Below are 21,487 nucleotides of genomic sequence, written 5' to 3' on the forward strand. Positions count from 1 at the left end.
TATATCTTAAACTATAAAAGAAGTTGACTCAAAAGCATCGATACATGCCCTAATGAGTCAACCTGTAAGAGATTTTACTGAACGGTAATCGTGTTTTCTTGATGATCGTGTAAATCATCTTTTTTAACGTGAACCTTCACATAATATTTACCTGAAGCTGAGAATGAAGTGTTCGCTTTGTATTCTCCTTTTGTCCCTTCTGCCGCTTCAATAAATTGATGCTTTTCATCATTTTCTTTCCAAACTTCAAACCTTACATCTGCTTCTGAAAGCGGAGAATCATCCTGCAGTAAATGTACTGTTAACACTGTTTCTTTTCCTGATTGAAGCTTATTTTCAGACATAAACTGCATCACCAGTCCACCACTATGATGATTTTCAACGGCATGATCATCTTCACTATGACTATCATCCGCATCGTGTTCTTCGTGATTTCCTTCATGATGAGCTTCTTCATCCGTTGTTTCCTGCGGCTTCTCTATATTACCAACAACAAATTCTTTTTTCGGCATGTTGTGCATATCTCTTGCTGTTACATGGGAGACAACATAATAAACGCCTGCTTCCTTAAACGTCTTTGTAATTGAATAAAGGCCGCCGCCTTGATGATTTCCTTCAATCTTTTCATGCTCTTCTTCGCCATCTTTCCACACTTCAAACGCGACTTCATCTGCATCGTCTACTTTTTCACTGCCCTGGGTTACGACCGCCTGCAGTGTAACCTCTTCATTTGGCTGAGGATTTTCAGGATTGACACTAAGGTTGACCTCTATCAATTGCGGCAGTTGTTCATTATTTTCAGCTTGATTTTGTGTATCATCATTACCGCATCCGCTTAAAACAAGCGCAGCAATTGAGAAAACGAGTATAAGTATATTTTTCATGCTGCATCCATCCTTTCGTGTTTAATACTATACCAACTTTTTACGATCCAAAAGTCATTGTAAATTAAAATTATGAAATCCTTGTGAAGTTTTTCAAAAATTTTAGTGCATCCATGCAAATTAATAAAAGGTTATCCTATATTTGAAGATAAGATAACCTTTTGTTAATGATTATTTTAATTAAAAGAACTTTCAACTTTTTTACACTTTTCGATTAAACCTTTTATAAGCACACCAAGTAATATGTATATGGGAAATGAGTAAATCGATTTCCAATGATAGGTATTATATATTCCAATCCATTGAAAAAATGGTTCAAAAACAAATGAAAAAGCCGCAGCCGTTATCACACTGACAAAAATAAAACGCTTCCAATTATTAGCATATTGATAAATAATCATATAGATAACAGGTAAGGCTCCTATATTAACAGCCATTAAGCGATTATAGAGAGAAATTTCTTTATAACTGTATTCCCACAGCTTTAATTCTGTTCCCGCTGCATCTAACATTGTAGCAATGTACATGAGAATAATTCCATAAAGCATAATTTCGATTATTCTTTTTTTATCAACAAGTTTCCACCATATCAGCCATGGAACGATAAAGGTAAAGACAAGAATCCACCATTGAAAAGAAAACAGCTCTTGATGCAGCCAGTGCTCGATTCTCAATTGCGTTAATTCGTACTGCAAATCACTAAAGTCATTTACAGCCAACATATTCACCTCTCTCTAGAAAAAATAAATCTATAAATCATTAAGCATAAAGAAGAACCTCTTTCCATAAAAAGAAAGGGTCAGTTGCACTACTCACTCCACCGAATCCAAGTGACCAGATACAGATTCGACTTCAAAGTCCCTATATCTTAGAGTAAACTATGACTTTTGTCCTGTCTATATTAGCTATTGAAATTTTCTAATATTTTTAAAACTATTTCACTTGACTTTCCCTAACTAGATTTATTGTAGAAAGTATGAGATAAAACGTAACAAAACCAATGGATGTTTAATTAGAAAATGCTATAATCAAAATAAGCCATGAAACATTTCCCATTGCTTACAGTTTTTCTCTTACTCTCCGTACTGTGCCTATCATGAAAATGATAGGCACCTTTTTTATACAAAACCCTGACATAATAACCATATATTAAATTCGCTGTATGAATAGCCTCTTTTCTTCCTATTATGTTTCTTTTTTAATATAAAAAAACTCATCACTATGCTTGGATTTAGGATGAGTTATAGACTAATAGGATTGTGTTTACGTTAAATCCATTCATTCTGAGTATGCAATCCCTTTAAAATGAATGTGAACGGTTGAAGAAATTTCTGCTTCAACATTTGCTTTTATATGTTTAACCTTCATTAATGCATCCATCATTCCTGGTGCCTCAATTTTATATTCTCTCGAATTGAAATCAAGACTATGTGTACTAAACGAAAACACATATTGTTTCATCATGAATACCTCCGTCCTGTTTTCATGAATTTTTTATACAACAATGACAAGCCGCTTCTTATAATGGTTAACTGCTTTCAATCATTTACTTTCTTTACATCGACTGTTACTTCTAAATCCTGTTTTTCACCGCCGCGATAAATTCCTTTAATTGGAACGATATCACCATAGTTTCGCCCGTGACCAATTTTCACATAACGGCAATCAATTTTACCGTTATTGGTAGGATCTAACCCTACCCAGCCCACTAAAGGTACATATGCTTCGAGCCATGCATGGGAGGCGTGCTGAACCTCTGTTTCATCGCTGTTATTTAAATCACCTATAAATTGATAACCGCTCACATATCTTGCAGGTATATGATAGAGTCTGCAAACCGCAATCATTAAATGAACATAATCCTGACAAACGCCGCGTTTTAACCGGAGCATTTCTTCTACTGTCGTTTGAACATGTGTCGCATCGACGTCATAGGTGAAATTCGAGTAAATGGACGCTGAAATTTGTTCAAGCAGCTGATAGACACTTTCTGCTTTGGTAGGATCAATCGCTTCCTTACAAAATGCTTTTAACTGCGGCGTAATGCCGGTATAATTTGTTTCCATTAAATATTCTGCATACTTATTTTGAAATTGTTCACTTTCTAAAATTTGGCGTTCAATGTTATAAGAAACTTGACTTGCCTGTTTTTGATGAATCTCACTTGTTTCCACAATCGATTGTGATTCAATAACAAGTTCTTTATGAGGAGAAACGACATTAAAATAATGAACAGTATTTCCAAAATAGTCTTCATAGGAAAAGAGCGAAACATTTGGCTCAATTACAATTGAATTCGTACTGCATAATTGACGAGAGTCTGTTCTTGGGGAGAGCCTAATTTCATTGACACTGTCCACTACTGGCTCTTGATATGAATATTTTGTAAGATGAGAAATTTGTAATTTCACGCTTCAATAAGCTCCTCTCGAAAAAAAGTGTTCGATACTACAGCTCCAAGCTGTTCACATAACCTTAACATTTCAGCAAACTGCTCGAGTCCTACCGATTCTTCACCAACTCCGGCTGTAATATCATCTATTTCTTTTGACAAAACAATTGATTGATGAAATAACGGTGAAAAATCAAAATCTTTCTGTTTAATTGCTCGTAAATTAGCTTCCATTGATGTAAGTGCGAAGCTAACTGAACGAGGAAAGCTAGCATTAAGCATCATAAATCCAATCACTTTTGCAAATGTAACGTCATCTGCATAACATTTTCGGAAAGCTTCAAAACCACCGACAGACTTCAACAGAACGCTTAGACGATTATAATGATTATGGTCAACAAAAAGAGAACCATCTTTCATAAAATTTGTATAAATCGCTTGAAGAATATGTACCGTATTTTCAGCTCTTTCTAAATATTTACCAGCTTGGATAAAATTCCATTCTTGTTCACGAATCATCGTAGAGTCCGCTGTACCGTTAAAAAGTGACAGCCATTCTCTTACGCGTTGATAAAACATAAATGGCGATTGAGCCGTAAGTGTATGTATATTCTGCTTGTCCATCCAAAGATAAAATTCATTGACAATATCCCACAATTCATCTGGAAGAAGCTGCCTTAAAGCGCGCATATTGCTTCTTATTTGATAGAGACAAGAAAAAATAGAATTAAGATTTTGGCGATCAAATGTTAAAAATTGAATCACTGTTGTTTCATTAATCTCACCATGACTGCTCTTAAACGTATGTTCATCTCCAATAGCTGTGATTAATCTTTCCCACATATAGGTTTCTTCATTTTCTTTTCCCTTTAGTTCATGACGCATATGATAATTAACGTCAATCAGCCTTGTATGATTTTCAGCTCTTTCCACATAACGACCTACCCAATATAACAATTCAGCACAGCGATTTATCATTTTCAGTCACCTCGATTTAAAATTTTTTTAAAGGACCCACGTATCTTTTGTGCCGCCGCCTTGAGACGAATTGACGACAAGAGAACCTTCTTTCAGCGCTACTCTCGTAAGGCCGCCCGGTGCAATTCGAATGTCTTTGCCCATAAATACAAATGCTCGTAAATCAATATGACGAGCCGCAGCCCCGCGTTCACCAGCAAGAGAAGGAGCACTCGATAAATTGATGGTCGGCTGCGCAATATAACGCTCTGGGTGGTTAATAATCTTTGCAGCAAATTCTTTCAGCTCTAATTCGGAAGCCTTAGGTCCAATTAACATCCCGTAACCACCAGAAAGTGTCCGCTCTTTTACAACCATTTCAGGCAAATGACGAAGAACGTGCTCTCTTTCTTCCGGCTTTGAGAGCATATAAGTTGGGACATTTTTTAAAATCGGTTCTTCATTTAAGTAATAACGAATCATATCAGGTACGTAAGCATATACCGCTTTATCATCAGCAATGCCAGTTCCAGGTGCATTGGCAAGCGCCACTTCTCCAGCACGATAAGCATTCATTAATCCAGGCACCCCAAGGACAGAATCAGAACGAAACGCAAGCGGATCAATGAATTCATCATCAATACGGCGATAAATAACATCAACTTGACGAAGTCCTTCGATTCCTTTTAAATAAACTTTTTGATCAACCACAGCTAAGTCTCTTCCTTCCACAAGTTCAATCCCCATTTCTTGAGCAAGAAAGACATGATCATAATAAGCGGCATTATAAACACCAGGCGTAAGCAGTACAACAAGTGGATCTTTTTTATGATGAGGTGCTAAACTGCGCAAGCTGCTTAATAAATCATTTAAGCCTTGATCAATATCACGGACTCTGTAGTCAAAAAACAGTTCTGGAAACAGACGTTTCATGAGAGAGCGATTTTTATAAACATATGACATTCCCGAAGGACTTCTTAAATTGTCTTCTAAAACGTAATACTCCCCTTTTTCATTACGAATTAAATCAATTCCTGACAGTGGTACATAAACATCGTTTGGGACATCTAATCCAACCATTTCAGGGAGGAAATACGGATTTGTAACAATCATTTTTCTTGGAATAATCCCATCTTTCAAAATGTTTTGCTCATGATAAACATCTGAAATAAAATGGTTTAAAGCACGAACTCTTTGTTTTAAGCCTTTTTCAAGAAACGCCCATTCCTTCTCTGGAATGATTCTAGGAATAAGATCAAAAGGAATCGTCCGCTCCGCAGAAATATCCCCTAAATTTTCACCATACAATGTAAAGGTAATCCCTTGTTTGACCATTTGCGATTGAATTAAGAAATTGCGATCTGCTAACTCTTTTGCGCCCATTTTTGAAAACTGCTGATAAAGTCTTTCATAGAAAGGTCTCACTTTACCAGATTGATCAAACATCTCATCATAACATGACTGATTTCCATACTCAGAAAATAGATTTTTATTTTTCATTGCCATCATCACCATAATTTTCTCCCTCCAACTGTTCATCGTTTTCCACCTTAGTTTAATGTCACTTTTTTTAACACGCTGTTTACATGTTTAAGTATAAGACATGCAAAAACCGTCTGTATGTCGAAAGCAGTCTCCAAAATGTGGCTAAATTGTGTCCATTTTGTGTCGTGAATTTGTAAGCGCTCTAAGAAAGGAACACAAATAGGTTTTTGTATTTTTTCAAAAACGTTACATGTTATATAATCTTACAAACTATTTCATTCATTCTTACTAAATAATATATAATTCTATTAATCAAGCTTCTTTTAATGTAACGATTCGACATGTATATACAGTGCTTAACACTTAAAAAGAACTATTATTTTGGTGATAGATTAGAATGGAGAGGATCATCGGTGAGGCTTACAATTAGCAAAAAATTAATTATAGGATTTTTATCCGCAGCTATCTTTTTCGGCGGAACAAGCGGTGCCTTTTATTATTACATTAATAAGGTAAACAGCTCCTATTCTGAGTTAATTAACCTGCGGGTAACCATTTTAACCAATGCTAAGGATATGCACACATTAGCCCTTCAGCAAACAAATGGGCTGCGCGGTTATCTGTTAACTCGAGGTCCAGAATTTTTAAATGAGCTGCAAACAGCGAATACAGATTTAAACGAATTAATCGAGGAAACCAAATCACTTGTCACAGAAAAGGAAAATAAAGAATTAGTCTTACAATTAGATAAATTGAATAAAGAGTTTAACAAAAAATATGAAGAACTGTTAATCGTCTTTGAAGCAAATCAAGATCAAGAAGAAGCGTTAAATCACTTTAAAACAAAAGTGTTACCAACAGGAACACAGCTGGCCCCGCTAACAAAAATCCTTACAGAAAACCAACAGAAATTAATGGATGAAGCGTCATTAGAAAATACGAAACTTGTGGAACATGTAAATAAAATGAGCCTCTTTTTAAGCATTACAGCCTTAATTTTCACCATTATTATCGGCCTTTTCATTTCAAGAAGTATGACACGCAATCTTTCTAAGATTATGAAAGTGATTACCGGCTTAACTGCAGGCTCAAGTACAGCATCCGAACTAACGCATATTGAAGTAAATTCAAAAGATGAATTTGAAGATATTGCGCAAGCTTTTAATGAAATGGCCGCATCCCTTCAAGAAAGAAGCTGGCTTGAGACAAACATTACAGAAATGGCGACGATGTCTCATGGGATTCATGATTTACATACATTAGCACAGCAGTTCATTACAAGAATTACACCAATTGTAGAAGCAAGTTATGGGGTATTTTATATTAAACAAGGCATTGAACACGAGCGTTTTTTTAAAGGAGTGGCAGCTTACGCATACAACAACCAGGAACTTGGTTTACCTAGTTTTCGATATGGAGAAGGTCTTGTTGGACAAGCAGCATTAGAAAATAAGACGATTTTACTTACCGATATTCCTGAAAACTATGTTCAAATTTCGTCTGGGATCGGCGCTTCCTCCCCGTCAAATCTTATGATTATACCAGTAGAATTTGACGGCGACATTATCGCGGCCATTGAATTGGCATCCTTTAAAGAATTTAAACCCATTCAAAAAATCTTCCTAAATCAAGTATTAAGCCAAGTTGGAATTACGTTAGATAGTGTTTCAAGCCGCATGAAAACAGAACATCTCTTAAAAGATTCTAAAGAATTAACAGAAGAGCTTCAAGTACAGTCAGAAGAACTGCAGCAGCAGCAGGAAGAACTAATCAGCATCAATGAAAAACTGGAAGAACAGTATCGAAACTCTGAACAAAAAACAAAAGAATTAAATCAAATAAAAATGGAACTAGAAGAAAAAGCAGAGGAGCTTATTCTAACTTCCAATTATAAATCTGAATTTCTCGCAAATATGTCCCATGAATTACGTTCGCCGCTTAATAGTTTGCTTATTTTAGCAAAACTGCTTGTTGAAAATGAGAGCGGCAATCTTACTAAAAAACAAGTAGAATTTGCGGATACAATTTTCAAGTCAGGCAATGACCTGCTTCATTTAATTAATGAAATATTAGATTTATCTAAAATCGAAGCTGGAAAAGTAGATGTAATTCCTGATGTTGTGAGTTTAAAAGATATTTGTTTATTTGCGAAACGACAATTTCTACCGATTGCTAATCAAAAGGAACTAACATTTAAAATTGAAAAAGAAGACACACTTCCAGAAACTCTCTGGACCGATCAGCAGCGCCTCCAGCAAATATTAAATAATTTATTATCCAATGCTTTTAAGTTTACTGACAAAGGTGAAATACTTCTTCATATTTATAAAGCAGACGGTGCCAACCATCCTAAACTTCAAAATATTGATGGGTCTCTCGCTTTTTCAATTAAAGATACAGGAATCGGCATTTCGAAAGAAGATCAAAAACGGATCTTTAAATCGTTTCAACAAGGAGATGGCACGACAAGCCGAAAATATGGCGGTACAGGCCTAGGGCTCTCGATCAGCCAGAAAATTGCTCATCTATTAGGCGGAGAAATTGAAGTGGAAAGTACAAAAGGAAAAGGAAGCACGTTCACCTTCTATTTACCAATCCAGCCATCAGAAGATCGCGCCCCTGATACGATTACCTTTCAAAATGAGGCCGCAGCAGCGCTTGCTGTTTCTGACGATTGTAAGCAAACTCTTCCTGACATACAAGACGCGAAACCGCTCTTAAAAGGAAAGAAAATTCTCATTGTGGATGATGATATGCGAAATATATTTGCGATTACAACAGCGCTCGAGAACAAACATATGAAAGTCGTCTTCGCCGATAACGGTAAACAAGGAATTAACGTACTCAAAGATAATCCAGACATTGACCTTATTCTGATGGATATTATGCTTCCTGAGATGGATGGCTATGAAGCCATTCGTGTCATTCGCCAAATACCAGAATACGAAATGATGCCAATTATTGCGCTAACAGCGAAAGCAATGAAACATGATAGGGAAAAATGCATTGAAGCTGGAGCGTCTGATTACATCAGCAAACCTGTTGATTTAGATCAACTTTTCTCGTTAATACAAGTTTGGTTATACAGATAGGCGGGGGTTTCAATTAATAAACAAGTAAAAAAAGAAATAACAGTGCAGCTGAAAGACGATGAGTTAGAAAAAATTGAAATTGAACTTTTGCTTGAAGCGATTTACCGCCATTATGGTTTTGATTTCCGAAACTATACGTTCTCTTCCATGCAGCGAAGGGTTTGGCATCGTGTTCATGCCGAAAAACTATCAAGTATTTCCGGCCTGCAGGAACAAGTTCTTCATAACCCTGACATATTGAAAAAGTTAGTAAGTGATTTTTCAATTAATGTAACAGAAATGTTTCGCGATCCGAGTTTTTATCGTTCTTTTCGTGAAAAAGTGATCCCAATGTTAAAAAAATACTCTTCCATTCGTATCTGGCATGCAGGCTGTTCCACAGGTGAAGAAGTATATTCAATGGCTATTCTTTTACACGAAGAAGGTTTGCATGAAAAAGCAAAAATTTATGCCACAGATATAAATGAAACTGTTTTACAAACAGCAAAGCAAGGGAAATTCCCTCTAAAGAAAATGCAGCTGTACACTAGAAATTATTTAAATTCAGGAGGAATAAGAGCCTTTAGCGAATATTACACCATTAAAGATGAAGATGCCGTTTTTCATCCTTTTCTCAGGAAAAATATCGTTTTTGCACTCCATAATTTAGCCGTTGATCATTCGTTCAATGAGTTTCATGTCATTATTTGCCGAAATGTAATGATTTATTTTAACAGTTCCCTGCAAAACCGTGTCCATGATTTATTTTATAATAGCCTGATATTATCCGGTGTGCTGGGACTTGGAAAAAAAGAATCTATTACCTTAACCAGCCATAAGTCGTATTATGAGGAGATTGATTCAAATGAAAAACTATACCGAAAAATCCACTAGTATCGACCAAAAAGCCAATATATTATTGGTTGATGATCGTCCAGAAAATTTACTTGCCCTTGAAAGCGTCCTAGCTAGTCCCTCTTATCATTTAATTAGTGCAACTTCTGGTGAAGATGCCTTAAAACACGTGTTAACGGAAGATTTTGCGGTTATTTTACTAGACGTACAAATGCCGGGACTTGATGGTTTCGAAACGGCAAAATTAATTAAATCTCGTAAAAAGTCAGAACAAACGCCAATTATTTTTATTACGGCCATTAATCAGGCAATTGACCATGTCAAACAAGGTTATAACGCCGGAGCGATTGATTATATTTTTAAACCATTCCATCCTGAAACATTAAAACTGAAAGTTGAAGCTTTTGTAAAGATCCATAACTATCAAGAACAAATCAAGTTTCAAAGTGAAGTGATGAAAGTTATTGGAGAAACGTTAAGTGATACACTTATTACTTTTAACGACAAAGGAATGATACAAAGCGCTAATCCTACTATCATCGAGATGTTTGGCTATACGGAAAAAGAATTAATCGGAAATGATATTGATAAACTTGTTCCTAATCTATTTGTAAACTTTTTTAATCAAGAAGAATCAGGAAAAATTATTGAAACAATTGCACTGCGAAAAGATCAAAGTGAATTTCCTGCCGACATTCAAATCGGAAAAGCCAGCATAGAAGAAAATAGGATTTATGTGTGTTCGATTCGCGATGTAACAGAACGAAAGCTGATGGAGGAAGAACGTTTTCGCAAAATTTTTGAAGCCACTCCATGCTTAGTTTCACTTCGTTCTCTACAAGATTGGCGCTATATTAATGTTAATAAAAGCTGGTTAACATATTCCGGCTATAATGATTATGAGGATATTATTAATCAAACATCCGATTTTCTAAAATACATTCTTCATTCAGAAGAAATAGGCGAAACTGTTGTTGAAATGGCAGAACTGGAACATCCTATTCAAAATGAACGAGTCAGCTATTTAAATAAAACAGGAGATTTACGTGAAGGATTGCTCTCAACAGAAGTGATGGAGCTTCACGGGGAAAAATGCCTTCTCAGCGTCATTACCGATATTACAGAGAGAGTATTTATGGAAAAAGAAATGACGCGGTTAGACAGCCTGAATTTAGTAGGAGAAATGGCAGCGGGAATTGTCCATGAGGTGCGCAATCCACTAACAACGATTCGCGGCTTTTTACAAATGGCAAAAGATTTTCCGTCAGAAGAACATATTGATATTATGATTGAAGAATTGGACCGGGCCCATAACATTATTACTGAGTTTCTAACCGTTTCAAAAACAAATCCGGCTAAACATCGCCTAAAAAAGCTTGACGATATTATTGAAACGTTATTTCCGTTAATTCAAGCCAAAGCAATGTATGCGAATAAATATATCCGCCTTGATTTAGGACAATGCCCGCCGCTAAGCCTAAATGAAAAAGAAATACGTCAGTTAATTTTAAATCTATCAATCAATGGATTAGAAGCAATGTCTGCTGGCGGCATGCTGACGATTAAAACATATTGCAGCGATCATGAAGTCATATTGGAAGTAGAAGATCAAGGCTGCGGAATCAAAGAAGAGTTCATTGATCAAATCGGTACTCCTTTCTTTAGTACAAAAGTACAAGGGACAGGACTCGGTTTATCTGTATGCCACAGCGTTGTTTCTCGCCATAACGCCAAGCTCGATGTAAGAACAAGTGACCAAGGGACAATCTTTTTTGTTAATTTTCCACTTCAAGAACAAGTTGTTAAAAGCTAGTATGAATAACATAAACACGATACCTTTCTTTAATTGTCCAGATGAACTTCCTACAACCCTCTCTCCAATTTAAACAATTGGAGAGGTTTTTTCATTATTTCATTAAAATTCTGGGTAAACTTCATAATAAGGACTTGAACTTATAAGGAGTGTTGAAGGTTGGAAAATTTAGATGGAATCTTACAGTATTATGTAAAAGGTATTATGAACGAATACGACATTAAGGAACAACAGCAAGCAGAACAAATTTTAGCTGATGCCCTGCAAAGTGAACAAGCAGATATTGTGATTACCGAATTTGTTGAAAATGTATTAGAAAAAAATAAGGGTCTTCACTAAAAAATAAACAGCTGACAGGTTAGAGAAACTCATCCTGTCAGCTGTTTTATTAATGCTCCCTTAACATTCTTTTGGTTATAAAATTAATCCATTTATTATAGGTTATTCAATATGAAAATCTTAGAGCAATTCAATAGCTTAATATTGTAAGATAGTGTAAGCTATTCTGGGGTAAGAAATTGAAAACGGATTGGAGAAACAGAAAATGGAACCATCAACTTATAAGCGGTCTACAATTGTCACACTTCTGCTTGCAGGAACTTTTATCGCAATCTTAAATCAAACACTGATGATTACAGCGATTCCACCAGTAATGAAGGAAATGAATATTACCGCAAACAGCGCACAGTGGCTTACGACTGTATTTATGCTTGTCAATGGAATTATGATTCCTGTAAGTGCCTTTTTGCTGCAGCGCTTTACAACGAGGCAGCTTTTTATGTCAGCGATGGGCATTTTTGCTTTTGGTACATTAGTTGCCGGAATCGCACCAAATTTTGAAACGCTCTTACTCGGAAGAATGATTCAATCAAGTGGAGCCGGTGTAATGCTTCCCTTAATGCAGACAGTATTTTTAATGATTTTCCCTATTCATAAACGAGGCGCAGCAATGGGATTAATCGGTCTTGTTATTTCATTTGCCCCCGCGATTGGTCCAGCTTTATCCGGCTGGGTAACAGAGCATTACTCATGGAGACTTTTATTTTTCATTATTTTACCGATTGCACTTATTGATCTTCTTATTGCTTACTTTGCTTTAAAAAATGTAACAGAAGTTACAAAACCAAAAGTAGATATTCCTTCCATTATTTTATCTTCATTTGGGTTTGGTGGATTGCTTTATGGATTTACAGCCGCCGGCAATTATGGATGGTTTGATACGAATACAATTCTCTCTCTTGGGATCGGTATTTTCGCCCTTATTTTGTTTATCATAAGACAAATACAAATGGAAATTCCCATGCTTGAATTTCGAGTATTTAAGTATGCTATTTTTCCGCAGGCTGTTCTTATTGGGATGATTACCTTTATGGGATTAATTGGCGCAGAAACACTTATTCCACTATTTATGCAAAACATGCGTGAATTTACAGCGTTTGAAGCAGGTCTTGCCATTTTACCAGGCGCCCTTATTACCGGCTTGATGTCTCCTATTACAGGACGGATATTTGATAAAATCGGTGCAAGATGGCTCGTTATTAGCGGGTTAACTATTATTACAGGGGCATCATTTGCGTTTACGAATTTAGGACCCGAAACATCTTTTACATTTATTACAATGATGTATGGGCTGCGGATGCTCGGTTTATCAATGGTCATGATGCCGGTCTCAACAGCTGCATTAAATCAGCTGCCGTCACGATTGATTCCTCACGGCGCAGCTATGGATAATACAATGAAAATGATCGCCGCATCAGTTGGTACAGCTATTCTCGTGACCGTCATGACAACAACAACCGAAAGCGCAAAAGGACAGCCAGATATTCCTTATCCAGATATGCATGGCGTGAATATCGCCTTTATCGTTCTTTCTATTGTATCGTTAGTAGGCTTACTGATTTCTTTTTCCATTAAAAACAGCAAAACGTCGGAAAAAGAACCTGAACAACAGCAATCAGATGCGGTTTAAACAAGCAGTAAAAAAGCTTAGGTTCTTCCTGAGCTTTTTTACTGCTATTTTGTTGAAAATGTTCATAAAAAATGTTCTTCTAATTACCACGGCACACCGAATATTAAGATATAACAGGTTACTACAATAATGGAAGCAAGATAAACAAGAAGTGGATGTCTTTCATGAAGAGCAATGAAACCATACATAAGTACATAAAAAGGAAAATCCATCCAACACTCATATCCATTATGAAAACTTAATCGTCCTGTTTTCCAAAAAAGAACGGACCATAAACATGAACCAACAATCCAAACCGCTATATAAAAGAGTCTGCTTTTTAATTTATGAGGAAAGTGACTAATAAACAAAAAAGTAACGGAAGGTAATACAATAAAAGTTTGGATAAGATTAATTGTTTTTAGCGAAAGCCAGGAAGAGTTATATTTCCAAAGCCAATAATCACCAATTATTAAATGATATAATAAGTTCATGCTTACCACATACCATATTGTTGGCAGCATGTTTCTTATATTTTTCCAGTCCCCCCATTTCCATGCTGCGAAGACTAAACCGAAGACAGTAACTACATGCATATTTTTGCTCCTAAGCGTTTTTTAATAGCATGTCATAAATTTGTAATAATATGTAAAACATTCTGATGTTATTGAATTTTGTTATTGATCAGTTTTATATAAAACAGCTTCTCTTACAAATAAAGAGGCAGCTCCAATTGAAACTACCTCTTTTTATTATAATCTTGGATCAACCGAATCAGATTCCATTGCTAAAACGGCGAGTACACATTCATGAACTCTTTCAATCGATTCCCCGTTGACAAACCTTTTTATTCCCTCTACCCCTAAGGCAAATTCTCGTAATGCGAGTTTTTGTTTTTTGCCGGTGTTTCGGTTCTTTAATCGTACAAGATTTTCAGGAAGTAAATAATCCATGCCGTAAATTATGTGAAGATATTTGCGGCCTCTTACCTTTATTGCAGGCTGGATAAGCTTGCCTTTATTGCGGGCAATAAACGTTTCAGGCTTCATAACAATTCCTTCATGGCCGTCACGTGTGATCTCTTCCCACCATGAAATGACTTCTTCTTCACTATCTCCATCACGAATCATTTTATATTCCGTTTCTACAAACAAGCTTGAACGCTTAGAAAGCTCTCTGTTCATTTCCATATGCCAAACGTGCGGCTTATGAAAAAGCGTTTCATTACTATGAGCCAGTATATGAAATGGAGCAATTTGAATATCATTATTATCTTTAATATCCCAACAGTATTTTTGGAATACTTCTTTAAATATCTCGGCATTTTCTAATTTTTGTTCGTACTCCTTGAGCCATATTTTTAATTGTTCATTCTCTTCAGCTGCAGTAGCGATTTTGTGCGTTAATTTCCTGCGATCTAAAATTGCATTTTCTGAAACATGAGCATACTGAGAACTGATAAGCTCTTTTGCTTTTAAATTCCACGGCATAATTTCAGCATCCATTAGAACATATTCTGTATCATATTTTTCGAAATAGCGTTTTTCCTGAAGCTCTTTATTGATTTTTAGAACGATTTCTTTTTTTGTTTCAACGTTAAAGAAACGTCTTCCTGTTCTTGTATAAATCACACCTAACGTTTCAATTCCAATGAATTTTTTAGCAGAAGCTTCATTTTTAAATAAAAATAAAATCGCTCTGCTGCCCATATGTTTTTTCTCGGCAATCATCATCTGTATTCCCTGGCTTCTATAATAATCAATTGCCTCTTTTGGATGCTCAAGATAATCTTCATAAGAAGACGTATGAGGAGTTGGACTCATCGTTGGCGGAATATAAATTAGCTGTTCAATTGGAATGGTAAAATGTGAAATCGTATCAATTGCTGGTTTTACATGTTCTTGATAAAGAGTGATTTCCCCTCCGTATTCCGTTAACACAGAATAACCGTTAATAAATTTATTAATATTTGGCGACGCTAATCGCTGCTCTTCCCACTTCTTTAATGGATTATCAGCAAACTCTGAATAATCGTTAAGTGCCTTCACAGAAAATAATTGTTTTTCTGGATAACGAAAAGCAGTTAACTTGCCGCCAAACACAACGCCCTGATCAATGTTAATTGTGCTGTTTATTAAAAGCGGCTGCGGCTTTGGATCATGTCCCCAAATGATAAGCGTATTCGTTTTATGATGAACAAACCAATCTTTTCGATTCGGCTTCCCGTTTTGATCAAAACCGTCAGTATCGCCATAACGGCAAAAATCACTAATTTCATGAGATTGTTTTCCAATATATTCGTCTTTAATTCCAGCATGCGTACAAACCAACGTTGAAACACCATTCTTTTTAAACACATAATGAGAAGGCGCTTTTAAAAGAAACTCTTTTAATGCCTTTTTTATTTCTTCTGTTTGTTCTGCTCCAAACTCTTCTTCATAGCGTTTAAAATCTTCTTCCACTTTTTCATCGCCATGAGCTAATGTTACATTTCTTCCACCTAACCAGCGTGCAATTTTCCAGCCGTGGTTGCTGTCGATCATATATGCAAGGTTCTGTTGAACATGACGAAAGAAAAATAACATCGTTTTAAGAGAATGAGGACCGCGGCTCATAATGTCACCAATTGAAAGAAATTTTCTTCCTTCTGGGTGAATATAATAGTCTTCTTCATTTTTTTCATATCCTAATTTTTCTAATAAAGAAATCATTTCATCATAACAACCGTGAATATCTCCTATAATGTCAATTCCGTCTTCTATAGCGATTTCTAGGAGATTGCTTCGTCTTATAAGCTCGATCTCGTTTGGTTCACTTATAAAATAGACAGCTTTATATCCTTCTTTTTTTATAAATCGCTTTTCTCTTTTAAACACTTGAAATTGCTGTTTAATACGCCGTTTTCCTCGCGGATGATTCCTTCTTTCATCTCTTTCAAGCAGGATGTCTTGAGGAATATCCATTACAAGTGCAATAATTGGCACATGATTTTTTCTTGCGAGTGCAATATACCTTTTTCGATCATCAGGCTGAAGGTGTGTGGCATCAATAAACGTTAATTTATTTAAGCGGCACCTTGCTTCAATGATCTTATCCATTATCCTAAATGCTTCTTTAGAAATCTCTGCATATTCATCAAATAGATTGTCTGATTCCTCTTTTGGTTTGTCACGCCAATCAATAAATTCAATATCACTTACTAATATGCGAAAATCGTCAGAGCTAACAACTTCAGAAGCTCTTATTTTGTTTTGTTGGATTAATTTTTTTAACAATGTCGATTTACCGCTGTTCGACGGACCAACAAGTAGGACAATTCCTGCGTATGGCAATGCAATGTTCATTTATTCACCTCTTTTCTTATAAACGTACACATTTGGGTAGGACATCCGTATTGCTCATGTTCCTCACCGATACCTGCAAAGATCAGTTCATACGGATAATGCTGACTTCGATCGTGACACCATGTTTGAAATTGTTCACGATTCCATTCAAACCGATGGTCATTATGACGAAGCGCTTCTTCCATTTCATACACAGCGTTATATTCTTTATTAGGCGTTGTTACAATTAACACAGCTGGCTTATAGTCACTAAAAATGGTATCCATAATTTTTGGAAGACGATCTTCATCAATATGCTCAATCACTTCACATAAAATGATAATATCTTTATTTTTAAACGTTTCATCATAATAAAAAAGCGATCCCCACATTGGTGTTGGCGACAAAAACCCTTCTTGATATTTCGCTTTTTCAAAACGCTTTAAAGCACGAATTGCGGCAATTTCTGAAGGCTCGACTGCTAGTATTTCTTTTACACCACTTATAAATCCTAAACGAGCTGAGAGCTTTCCTTCACCAGAACCAAAGTCCACAACACTTTCTCTAGGCTCTATTTTTTGTATTGTATCGATAATCTTTTCATATCGTAAATCATTTAAACGAACTTTAACGGCTGCTTCTTCATAATCTTGTTCGATTTCGTTCTTACTTTTTGTATCTTTTTGTGTGCTGTTATATACGTCTTTAAACCGAAGAGCCTGGCGCACGATGAATTCTTTTTGTGGATGATCTTCTAACCAGCCTTGTCCATATCGTTCAAGTTTTTCAATTTCTTTTTCATCAATATAATAATGCTTGTAGTTATCTAAAACAGGAATTAACACAAAAAGCTGTCGTAAGCCGGTTTGTAACGTTGTTTCTCCTTTTAAGGAAAGATATCTTGCCGTGCTTTTCGATTTAACAGAAAAACTGTAATCAGCTTCGCCCCGAGAAATCAATACTTCATATCCGAGCGGCTCAAAAAGGTTTTTTATTTGTCCATCAGAAAGCTTTGAAACAATTGGACCAAAACTAAATGTAAATGAAAAAACATGATTTACCCACTTTTCATATTCTTCTTTTGGCTGTCCATTTAATGCCGTGCCTAGAGCTGAACGAATAAGAGAACAAAAAATACTGCTTACTGCAAATTCTCGATCATTAATATAATGCGTAATATCGTATGTATTGGAATTTTTTTTTACCAACTCTAAAGAATCTGGGGTGACAAATATCGTTACTTTGAGCTCTGAATCGGTAAATTTATTATAAAAAAGTCTTATGAGATGGCCTTTATGGCTTCTCTCATAAAGGTTATTTGGATTTTTAGCCAACAAATAAGAAATCGCTTTGACATTGTTGCCAGAAGCACTAATTGTTAACTGCATACTATCCCTTCTTTCTTAGAAGAAATTAACAAAATGATTTAAACTAAATATATCATAAGAAGAAGCGATTGGTGAATTTTAAGAAAAGCTGAAAACTACAAAGAAAATAAAACAACAGCTGCTAGATTAGCTCGGCTAAAATAACAGCTGCTTTTTAATTTCTTAACATGCAAAAATGAGCAGTTCAATTTAAAAGCATTTTCTTAATTTAAGAGCGCTACTTTTCTGTTCTCGCTAAAACTTACTGCTTCAAATGTATCTCCTCCAGCGATCGTTCCAGTTTCAAAGCCTTTATAAAACCATTTCTTTCTCTGTTCCGAAGTGCCGTGTGTGAAGGTTTCCGGCACAACATATCCCTGCGCCTTTTTTTGGATAGTATCATCACCTACAGCGCTTGCGGCATTTAATGCTTCTTCAAGATCGCCTTCTTCAAGTACATTCATATTTTCGGCATGGTGCGCCCACACACCTGCATAATAGTCAGCCTGCAGTTCAAAACGGACAAGATATTTATTAAACTCTTCTTCACTAAGCTGCTGACGAAGCGGCATAGTCTCATCACTCGTGCCTAACAGTGTTTGCACATGATGTCCAACTTCATGGGCAATCACATAGGCCATCGCAAAGTCTCCTGGTGCTTGAAACTGATTCTGCAGTTCATTATAAAAGTTAAGATCAATATACAGCTTTTGATCGCCGGGGCAGTAAAACGGTCCTACAGCTGAACTTGATAATCCGCATGCAGACTGAACGCTATCTGTATACAACACAAGCGTTGGCTCTTTATAATCCAATCCATTTTCATTGAATATGTCTGTCCAAACGTCCTCTGTATCGGCAAGAACGACAGAAACAAATTCCGCAAGCTCACGATCCGCTTCTGTTTCTTCATAAGGAACGGCTGAGTCTGGATTTACATCTGCCGTATTGTTTAAAAGATCAGTTGGATCTCCGCCAAGAAGCATGACGATTACAACAATCACTAACCCGCCAATTCCACCGCCAACAAGCGTTTTTCCTCCTCGGCCTCTCCGATCTTCAACGTTTGTGCTTGCTCTTCTTCCTTTCCATTTCATGAACAAAGCCTCCCATTATAAACCGCTTCCTAAATTAGTTGTATTTCATTAGTGTATACCCTTTATTAGAAAAAATATTTAAAATTAAAGCGCGAATCTTAAACTTAAAAAATAAAAAGCACGCCAAGTTAGAATAAATTTCAACTTGACGTGCTCGATAAAAAAATTGAAAGTAAGTTAGATTTAGCTGCTAATGATTTAAGAACCAGTACTTCTTTTAATAAACGACCGCGTTCTTTAATAAAGAGAGCGCATTATTAATTTCTTCAATCGTTGTATCTCGTCCAAGGCTGAAGCGAACCGCTCCGCAGCCAATTTCTTCTTTTACATTCATCGCCTTTAAAACCGCAGAGAGTGTCACCTGTCCAGCATGACACGCAGATCCAGTTGAAGCAGCGATTTCTGGGATTTCCGTTAAAATATCTTGTCCTGTTTTATGATGAAAGTTAACGCTTAACGTATTTGGAAGGCGCTGTTCGGGATGACCGTTTAAAGAAAGGTTATCATGAAAGTGGTCCTTCAGTTCACCCCAAAAATAGTTTCGCAGCTTTTCTATCTTTTTGTTTTCCGCTAGCTTTTCAGCAGCGAGCTGGCACGCTTTTCCTAATCCGACGGCAAGCAAAACATTTTCTGTTCCTGCTCTTCTCCCGCCTTCATGGCCGGCTCCGTGCATAAATGGTTCGATATCTACTCCATCGCGCATATATAAAGCACCAATTCCCTTTGGCGCATACAATTTATGTCCGGCGATCGTTAGAAAATCAACCTGGAGTTTTTCTACATCAATCGGGACCTTTCCGACTGATTGAGCGGCATCGGTATGAAAATATACTTCGTGCTTTCTCGCAATCTCACCAATTTCAGCAATTGGCTGGATCGTTCCTACTTCATTGTTTGCGTGCATCACCGAAATTAAAATTGTCTCATCTGTAATCACTTCTTCAATATCAAGAGGGTTCACTCTACCAAAGCGATCAACCTCTACGTATGTAACCGCGGCGCCAAGCGTTTCTAAATATTTACATGGATTCATAATAGCAGGATGTTCAATTTTTGTTGTAATAATATGCTTTCCTTTATGCTGATGGCGCTGAAAAATTCCTTTTAACACATGGTTATTTGATTCTGTGCCGCCGCTTGTAAAAATAATTTCATGAGACTTTGCTCCAATTAAATCAGCAGCCTGAGTCCTTGCATCTTCTACCGCTTTTTTGGCAGGCACTCCCGCGAAATGCAGGGCAGAAGGATTGCCAAAATAATGATCTAAAAACGGTCTCATCGTCTCCTTTACTTCCGAAGCAATTGGTGTACTTGCATTATAATCAAGATAAATTTGCGTCAACCTCGTCACTCCATTCTCCTATTTCTTCCTAGTTTATACATTTATTCTTCTAGATTTATGTTAATAATTAAAGAAGGTGTTTAATTTCACTTTCAATTTCCTCAGGTGGAGTTTTTGGAGCAAATCGTTTTACAACTTCTCCTTCCTTACTAACTAAAAATTTCGTGAAGTTCCACTTAATTGCTTTTGAATGAAGCACTCCTCTTGCTTTTTCAGTTAAATAGGTAAAAAGCGGATGAGCATTCTCTCCTTTTACTTCTACTTTCGCAAACATAGGAAATGACACACCATAATTTAACTTACAAAATTGTTTAATGTCATCTTCTGTTCCAGGCTCTTGACTTCCAAATTGGTCACATGGAAATCCTAACACTACAAAGTTATCATGATGATATTTTTCATATAATGTTTGAAGCCCTTTATATTGGGATGTAAAACCGCATTTACTTGCTGTGTTTACAATAAGGATTGTTTTTCCTCTATATTGTTCAAGCGAAACGTTTTCTCCATTGATCGATTTTGCAGAAAATGAATAAATGCTCATCATGCTCTCTCCTTTATATACTTTTTCAATCTTATTGTTTTTCATTGTATCATTATCTGCAAGTTATAAAAGTTTTCCTGCTCGATCTCCTACTTTTTACATACCATTCCCACATAATTTTCTTTGGATAACAAACACTATACGAGAAAATTTGAATAAAAGGAGAATTGATATGGGAAACCAAACAGACGGTCGTCAAATTCGCTCAAAGTCTGAAAAAATGGCGATGGAAAAAGGCGAAGAAATTCGTCAAAAAGAATTCACTAGAGGAAATGGAAGCCAAAACAATCGAATTCCGAATAACAAAAATAATTAAATAAACTGATGAAAACGAAGAGTGGTAAGCACCTTTCTCTTCAAGGAGCTTACCACTCTTTAGTTTTCACAGCTGAAACACGCTCCTGCTTCC

At 36.2% G+C, this 21,487-nt stretch carries 18 protein-coding genes and 1 riboswitch; of the genes, 6 read left to right on the forward strand and 12 right to left on the reverse strand.

The annotated features are described in order from the left end of the window. Positions 1-74 precede the first annotated feature (74 nt). From DS031_RS10545 to DS031_RS10570, 6 genes are all read right to left on the reverse strand, one after another. Positions 75-884 (reverse strand): FixH family protein, encoded by an 810-nt coding sequence (locus DS031_RS10545; RefSeq protein WP_113806037.1) that lies wholly within the window; start codon positions 882-884, stop codon positions 75-77. A 176-nt stretch (positions 885-1,060) separates the two neighbouring features. Then, positions 1,061-1,603 (reverse strand): CBO0543 family protein, encoded by a 543-nt coding sequence (locus DS031_RS10550; protein WP_113806038.1) that lies wholly within the window; start codon positions 1,601-1,603, stop codon positions 1,061-1,063. A 69-nt stretch (positions 1,604-1,672) separates the two neighbouring features. Beyond that, positions 1,673-1,754, reverse strand: a riboswitch (cyclic di-GMP riboswitch). Between the two features lie 408 nt (positions 1,755-2,162). Continuing rightward, positions 2,163-2,345, reverse strand: a complete 183-nt coding sequence (locus DS031_RS10555) for a hypothetical protein (protein WP_113806039.1) — start codon at positions 2,343-2,345, stop codon at positions 2,163-2,165. 77 nt (positions 2,346-2,422) lie between these two features. Further along, positions 2,423-3,295, reverse strand: a complete 873-nt coding sequence (locus DS031_RS10560) for a transglutaminase family protein (RefSeq protein WP_113806040.1) — start codon at positions 3,293-3,295, stop codon at positions 2,423-2,425. Next, positions 3,292-4,254 carry an alpha-E domain-containing protein gene (locus DS031_RS10565; protein ID WP_113806041.1) on the reverse strand — a complete coding sequence of 321 codons (963 nt, stop codon included), beginning with the start codon at positions 4,252-4,254 and terminating at the stop codon, positions 3,292-3,294. Before DS031_RS10565 ends, DS031_RS10560 begins: the two co-directional genes overlap by 4 nt. Before the next feature lie 27 nt (positions 4,255-4,281). After that, positions 4,282-5,739, reverse strand: coding sequence for a circularly permuted type 2 ATP-grasp protein (locus DS031_RS10570; protein ID WP_425451961.1), 1,458 nt, complete (start codon positions 5,737-5,739; stop codon positions 4,282-4,284). 392 nt (positions 5,740-6,131) lie between these two features. Here DS031_RS10570 and DS031_RS10575 point away from each other — a divergent pair, with 392 nt between their 5' ends. The 5 genes from DS031_RS10575 (at position 6,132) to DS031_RS10595 (ending at position 13,426) form a co-directional block, all read left to right on the forward strand. Continuing rightward, positions 6,132-8,810, forward strand: a complete 2,679-nt coding sequence (locus DS031_RS10575; RefSeq protein WP_181833101.1) for an ATP-binding protein — start codon at positions 6,132-6,134, stop codon at positions 8,808-8,810. A 42-nt stretch (positions 8,811-8,852) separates the two neighbouring features. Next, complete coding sequence (locus DS031_RS10580; RefSeq protein WP_245947338.1) at positions 8,853-9,683, forward strand: CheR family methyltransferase; 831 nt, start codon at positions 8,853-8,855, stop codon at positions 9,681-9,683. Next, positions 9,655-11,457 carry a response regulator gene (locus DS031_RS10585; RefSeq protein ID WP_113806045.1) on the forward strand — a complete coding sequence of 601 codons (1,803 nt, stop codon included), beginning with the start codon at positions 9,655-9,657 and terminating at the stop codon, positions 11,455-11,457. The genes DS031_RS10580 and DS031_RS10585 overlap by 29 nt, the downstream gene beginning before the upstream one ends. Positions 11,458-11,616: 159 nt before the next feature. Further along, on the forward strand, positions 11,617-11,796 hold the full coding sequence (locus tag DS031_RS10590) for a hypothetical protein (protein WP_113806046.1): 180 nt from the start codon (positions 11,617-11,619) through the stop codon (positions 11,794-11,796). A gap of 205 nt (positions 11,797-12,001) precedes the next feature. After that, positions 12,002-13,426, forward strand: coding sequence for a DHA2 family efflux MFS transporter permease subunit (locus DS031_RS10595; protein WP_113806047.1), 1,425 nt, complete (start codon positions 12,002-12,004; stop codon positions 13,424-13,426). Positions 13,427-13,509: 83 nt separating this feature from the next. On the opposite strand, the gene DS031_RS10600 is transcribed toward DS031_RS10595, so the two are convergent. The 6 genes from DS031_RS10600 to DS031_RS10625 all read right to left on the reverse strand — a co-directional run bounded on the left by DS031_RS10600 (position 13,510) and on the right by DS031_RS10625 (position 21,078). Continuing rightward, on the reverse strand, positions 13,510-14,001 hold the full coding sequence (locus DS031_RS10600; RefSeq protein WP_113806048.1) for a CBO0543 family protein: 492 nt from the start codon (positions 13,999-14,001) through the stop codon (positions 13,510-13,512). Between the two features lie 156 nt (positions 14,002-14,157). Beyond that, positions 14,158-16,749 (reverse strand): polynucleotide kinase-phosphatase, encoded by a 2,592-nt coding sequence (locus DS031_RS10605; protein WP_113806049.1) that lies wholly within the window; start codon positions 16,747-16,749, stop codon positions 14,158-14,160. Continuing rightward, a complete protein-coding gene (locus tag DS031_RS10610; RefSeq protein WP_113806050.1) occupies positions 16,746-18,116 on the reverse strand; it encodes a 3' terminal RNA ribose 2'-O-methyltransferase Hen1 in 1,371 nt (456 codons plus the stop codon). The genes DS031_RS10605 and DS031_RS10610 overlap by 4 nt, the downstream gene beginning before the upstream one ends. Positions 18,117-18,319: 203 nt before the next feature. Further along, complete coding sequence (ypfJ, locus tag DS031_RS10615; protein WP_113806051.1) at positions 18,320-19,192, reverse strand: KPN_02809 family neutral zinc metallopeptidase; 873 nt, start codon at positions 19,190-19,192, stop codon at positions 18,320-18,322. A gap of 217 nt (positions 19,193-19,409) precedes the next feature. Beyond that, a complete protein-coding gene (locus DS031_RS10620; protein ID WP_342767240.1) occupies positions 19,410-20,543 on the reverse strand; it encodes a cysteine desulfurase family protein in 1,134 nt (377 codons plus the stop codon). Between the two features lie 58 nt (positions 20,544-20,601). After that, positions 20,602-21,078: a glutathione peroxidase gene (locus DS031_RS10625; RefSeq protein WP_113806053.1), complete on the reverse strand. Its 477-nt coding sequence runs from the start codon at positions 21,076-21,078 to the stop codon at positions 20,602-20,604. Positions 21,079-21,250: 172 nt separating this feature from the next. Here DS031_RS10625 and DS031_RS23630 point away from each other — a divergent pair, with 172 nt between their 5' ends. After that, on the forward strand, positions 21,251-21,394 hold the full coding sequence (locus tag DS031_RS23630; protein WP_181833102.1) for a hypothetical protein: 144 nt from the start codon (positions 21,251-21,253) through the stop codon (positions 21,392-21,394). Positions 21,395-21,487 lie beyond the last annotated feature (93 nt).

Origin of the sequence: Bacillus taeanensis (assembly GCF_003318295.1) — a bacterium.
Lineage (GTDB): Bacteria > Bacillota > Bacilli > Bacillales > UBA6769 > Maribacillus > Maribacillus taeanensis.

Bases quoted from the DNA above. Each gene is read 5' to 3' on its own strand.
- DS031_RS10605 (WP_113806049.1), bottom strand. From the start codon at position 16,749: ATGAACATTGCATTGCCATACGCAGGAATTGTCCTACTTGTTGGTCCG.
- ypfJ (WP_113806051.1), bottom strand. From the start codon at position 19,192: ATGAAATGGAAAGGAAGAAGAGCAAGCACAAACGTTGAAGATCGGAGA.
- DS031_RS10610 (WP_113806050.1), bottom strand. From the start codon at position 18,116: ATGCAGTTAACAATTAGTGCTTCTGGCAACAATGTCAAAGCGATTTCT.
- DS031_RS10595 (WP_113806047.1), top strand. From the start codon at position 12,002: ATGGAACCATCAACTTATAAGCGGTCTACAATTGTCACACTTCTGCTT.
- DS031_RS10545 (WP_113806037.1), bottom strand. From the start codon at position 884: ATGAAAAATATACTTATACTCGTTTTCTCAATTGCTGCGCTTGTTTTA.
- DS031_RS10555 (WP_113806039.1), bottom strand. From the start codon at position 2,345: ATGAAACAATATGTGTTTTCGTTTAGTACACATAGTCTTGATTTCAAT.
- DS031_RS10570 (WP_425451961.1), bottom strand. From the start codon at position 5,739: ATGGCAATGAAAAATAAAAATCTATTTTCTGAGTATGGAAATCAGTCA.
- DS031_RS10600 (WP_113806048.1), bottom strand. From the start codon at position 14,001: ATGCATGTAGTTACTGTCTTCGGTTTAGTCTTCGCAGCATGGAAATGG.
- DS031_RS10565 (WP_113806041.1), bottom strand. From the start codon at position 4,254: ATGATAAATCGCTGTGCTGAATTGTTATATTGGGTAGGTCGTTATGTG.
- DS031_RS10625 (WP_113806053.1), bottom strand. From the start codon at position 21,078: ATGAGCATTTATTCATTTTCTGCAAAATCGATCAATGGAGAAAACGTT.
- DS031_RS23630 (WP_181833102.1), top strand. From the start codon at position 21,251: ATGGGAAACCAAACAGACGGTCGTCAAATTCGCTCAAAGTCTGAAAAA.
- DS031_RS10585 (WP_113806045.1), top strand. From the start codon at position 9,655: ATGAAAAACTATACCGAAAAATCCACTAGTATCGACCAAAAAGCCAAT.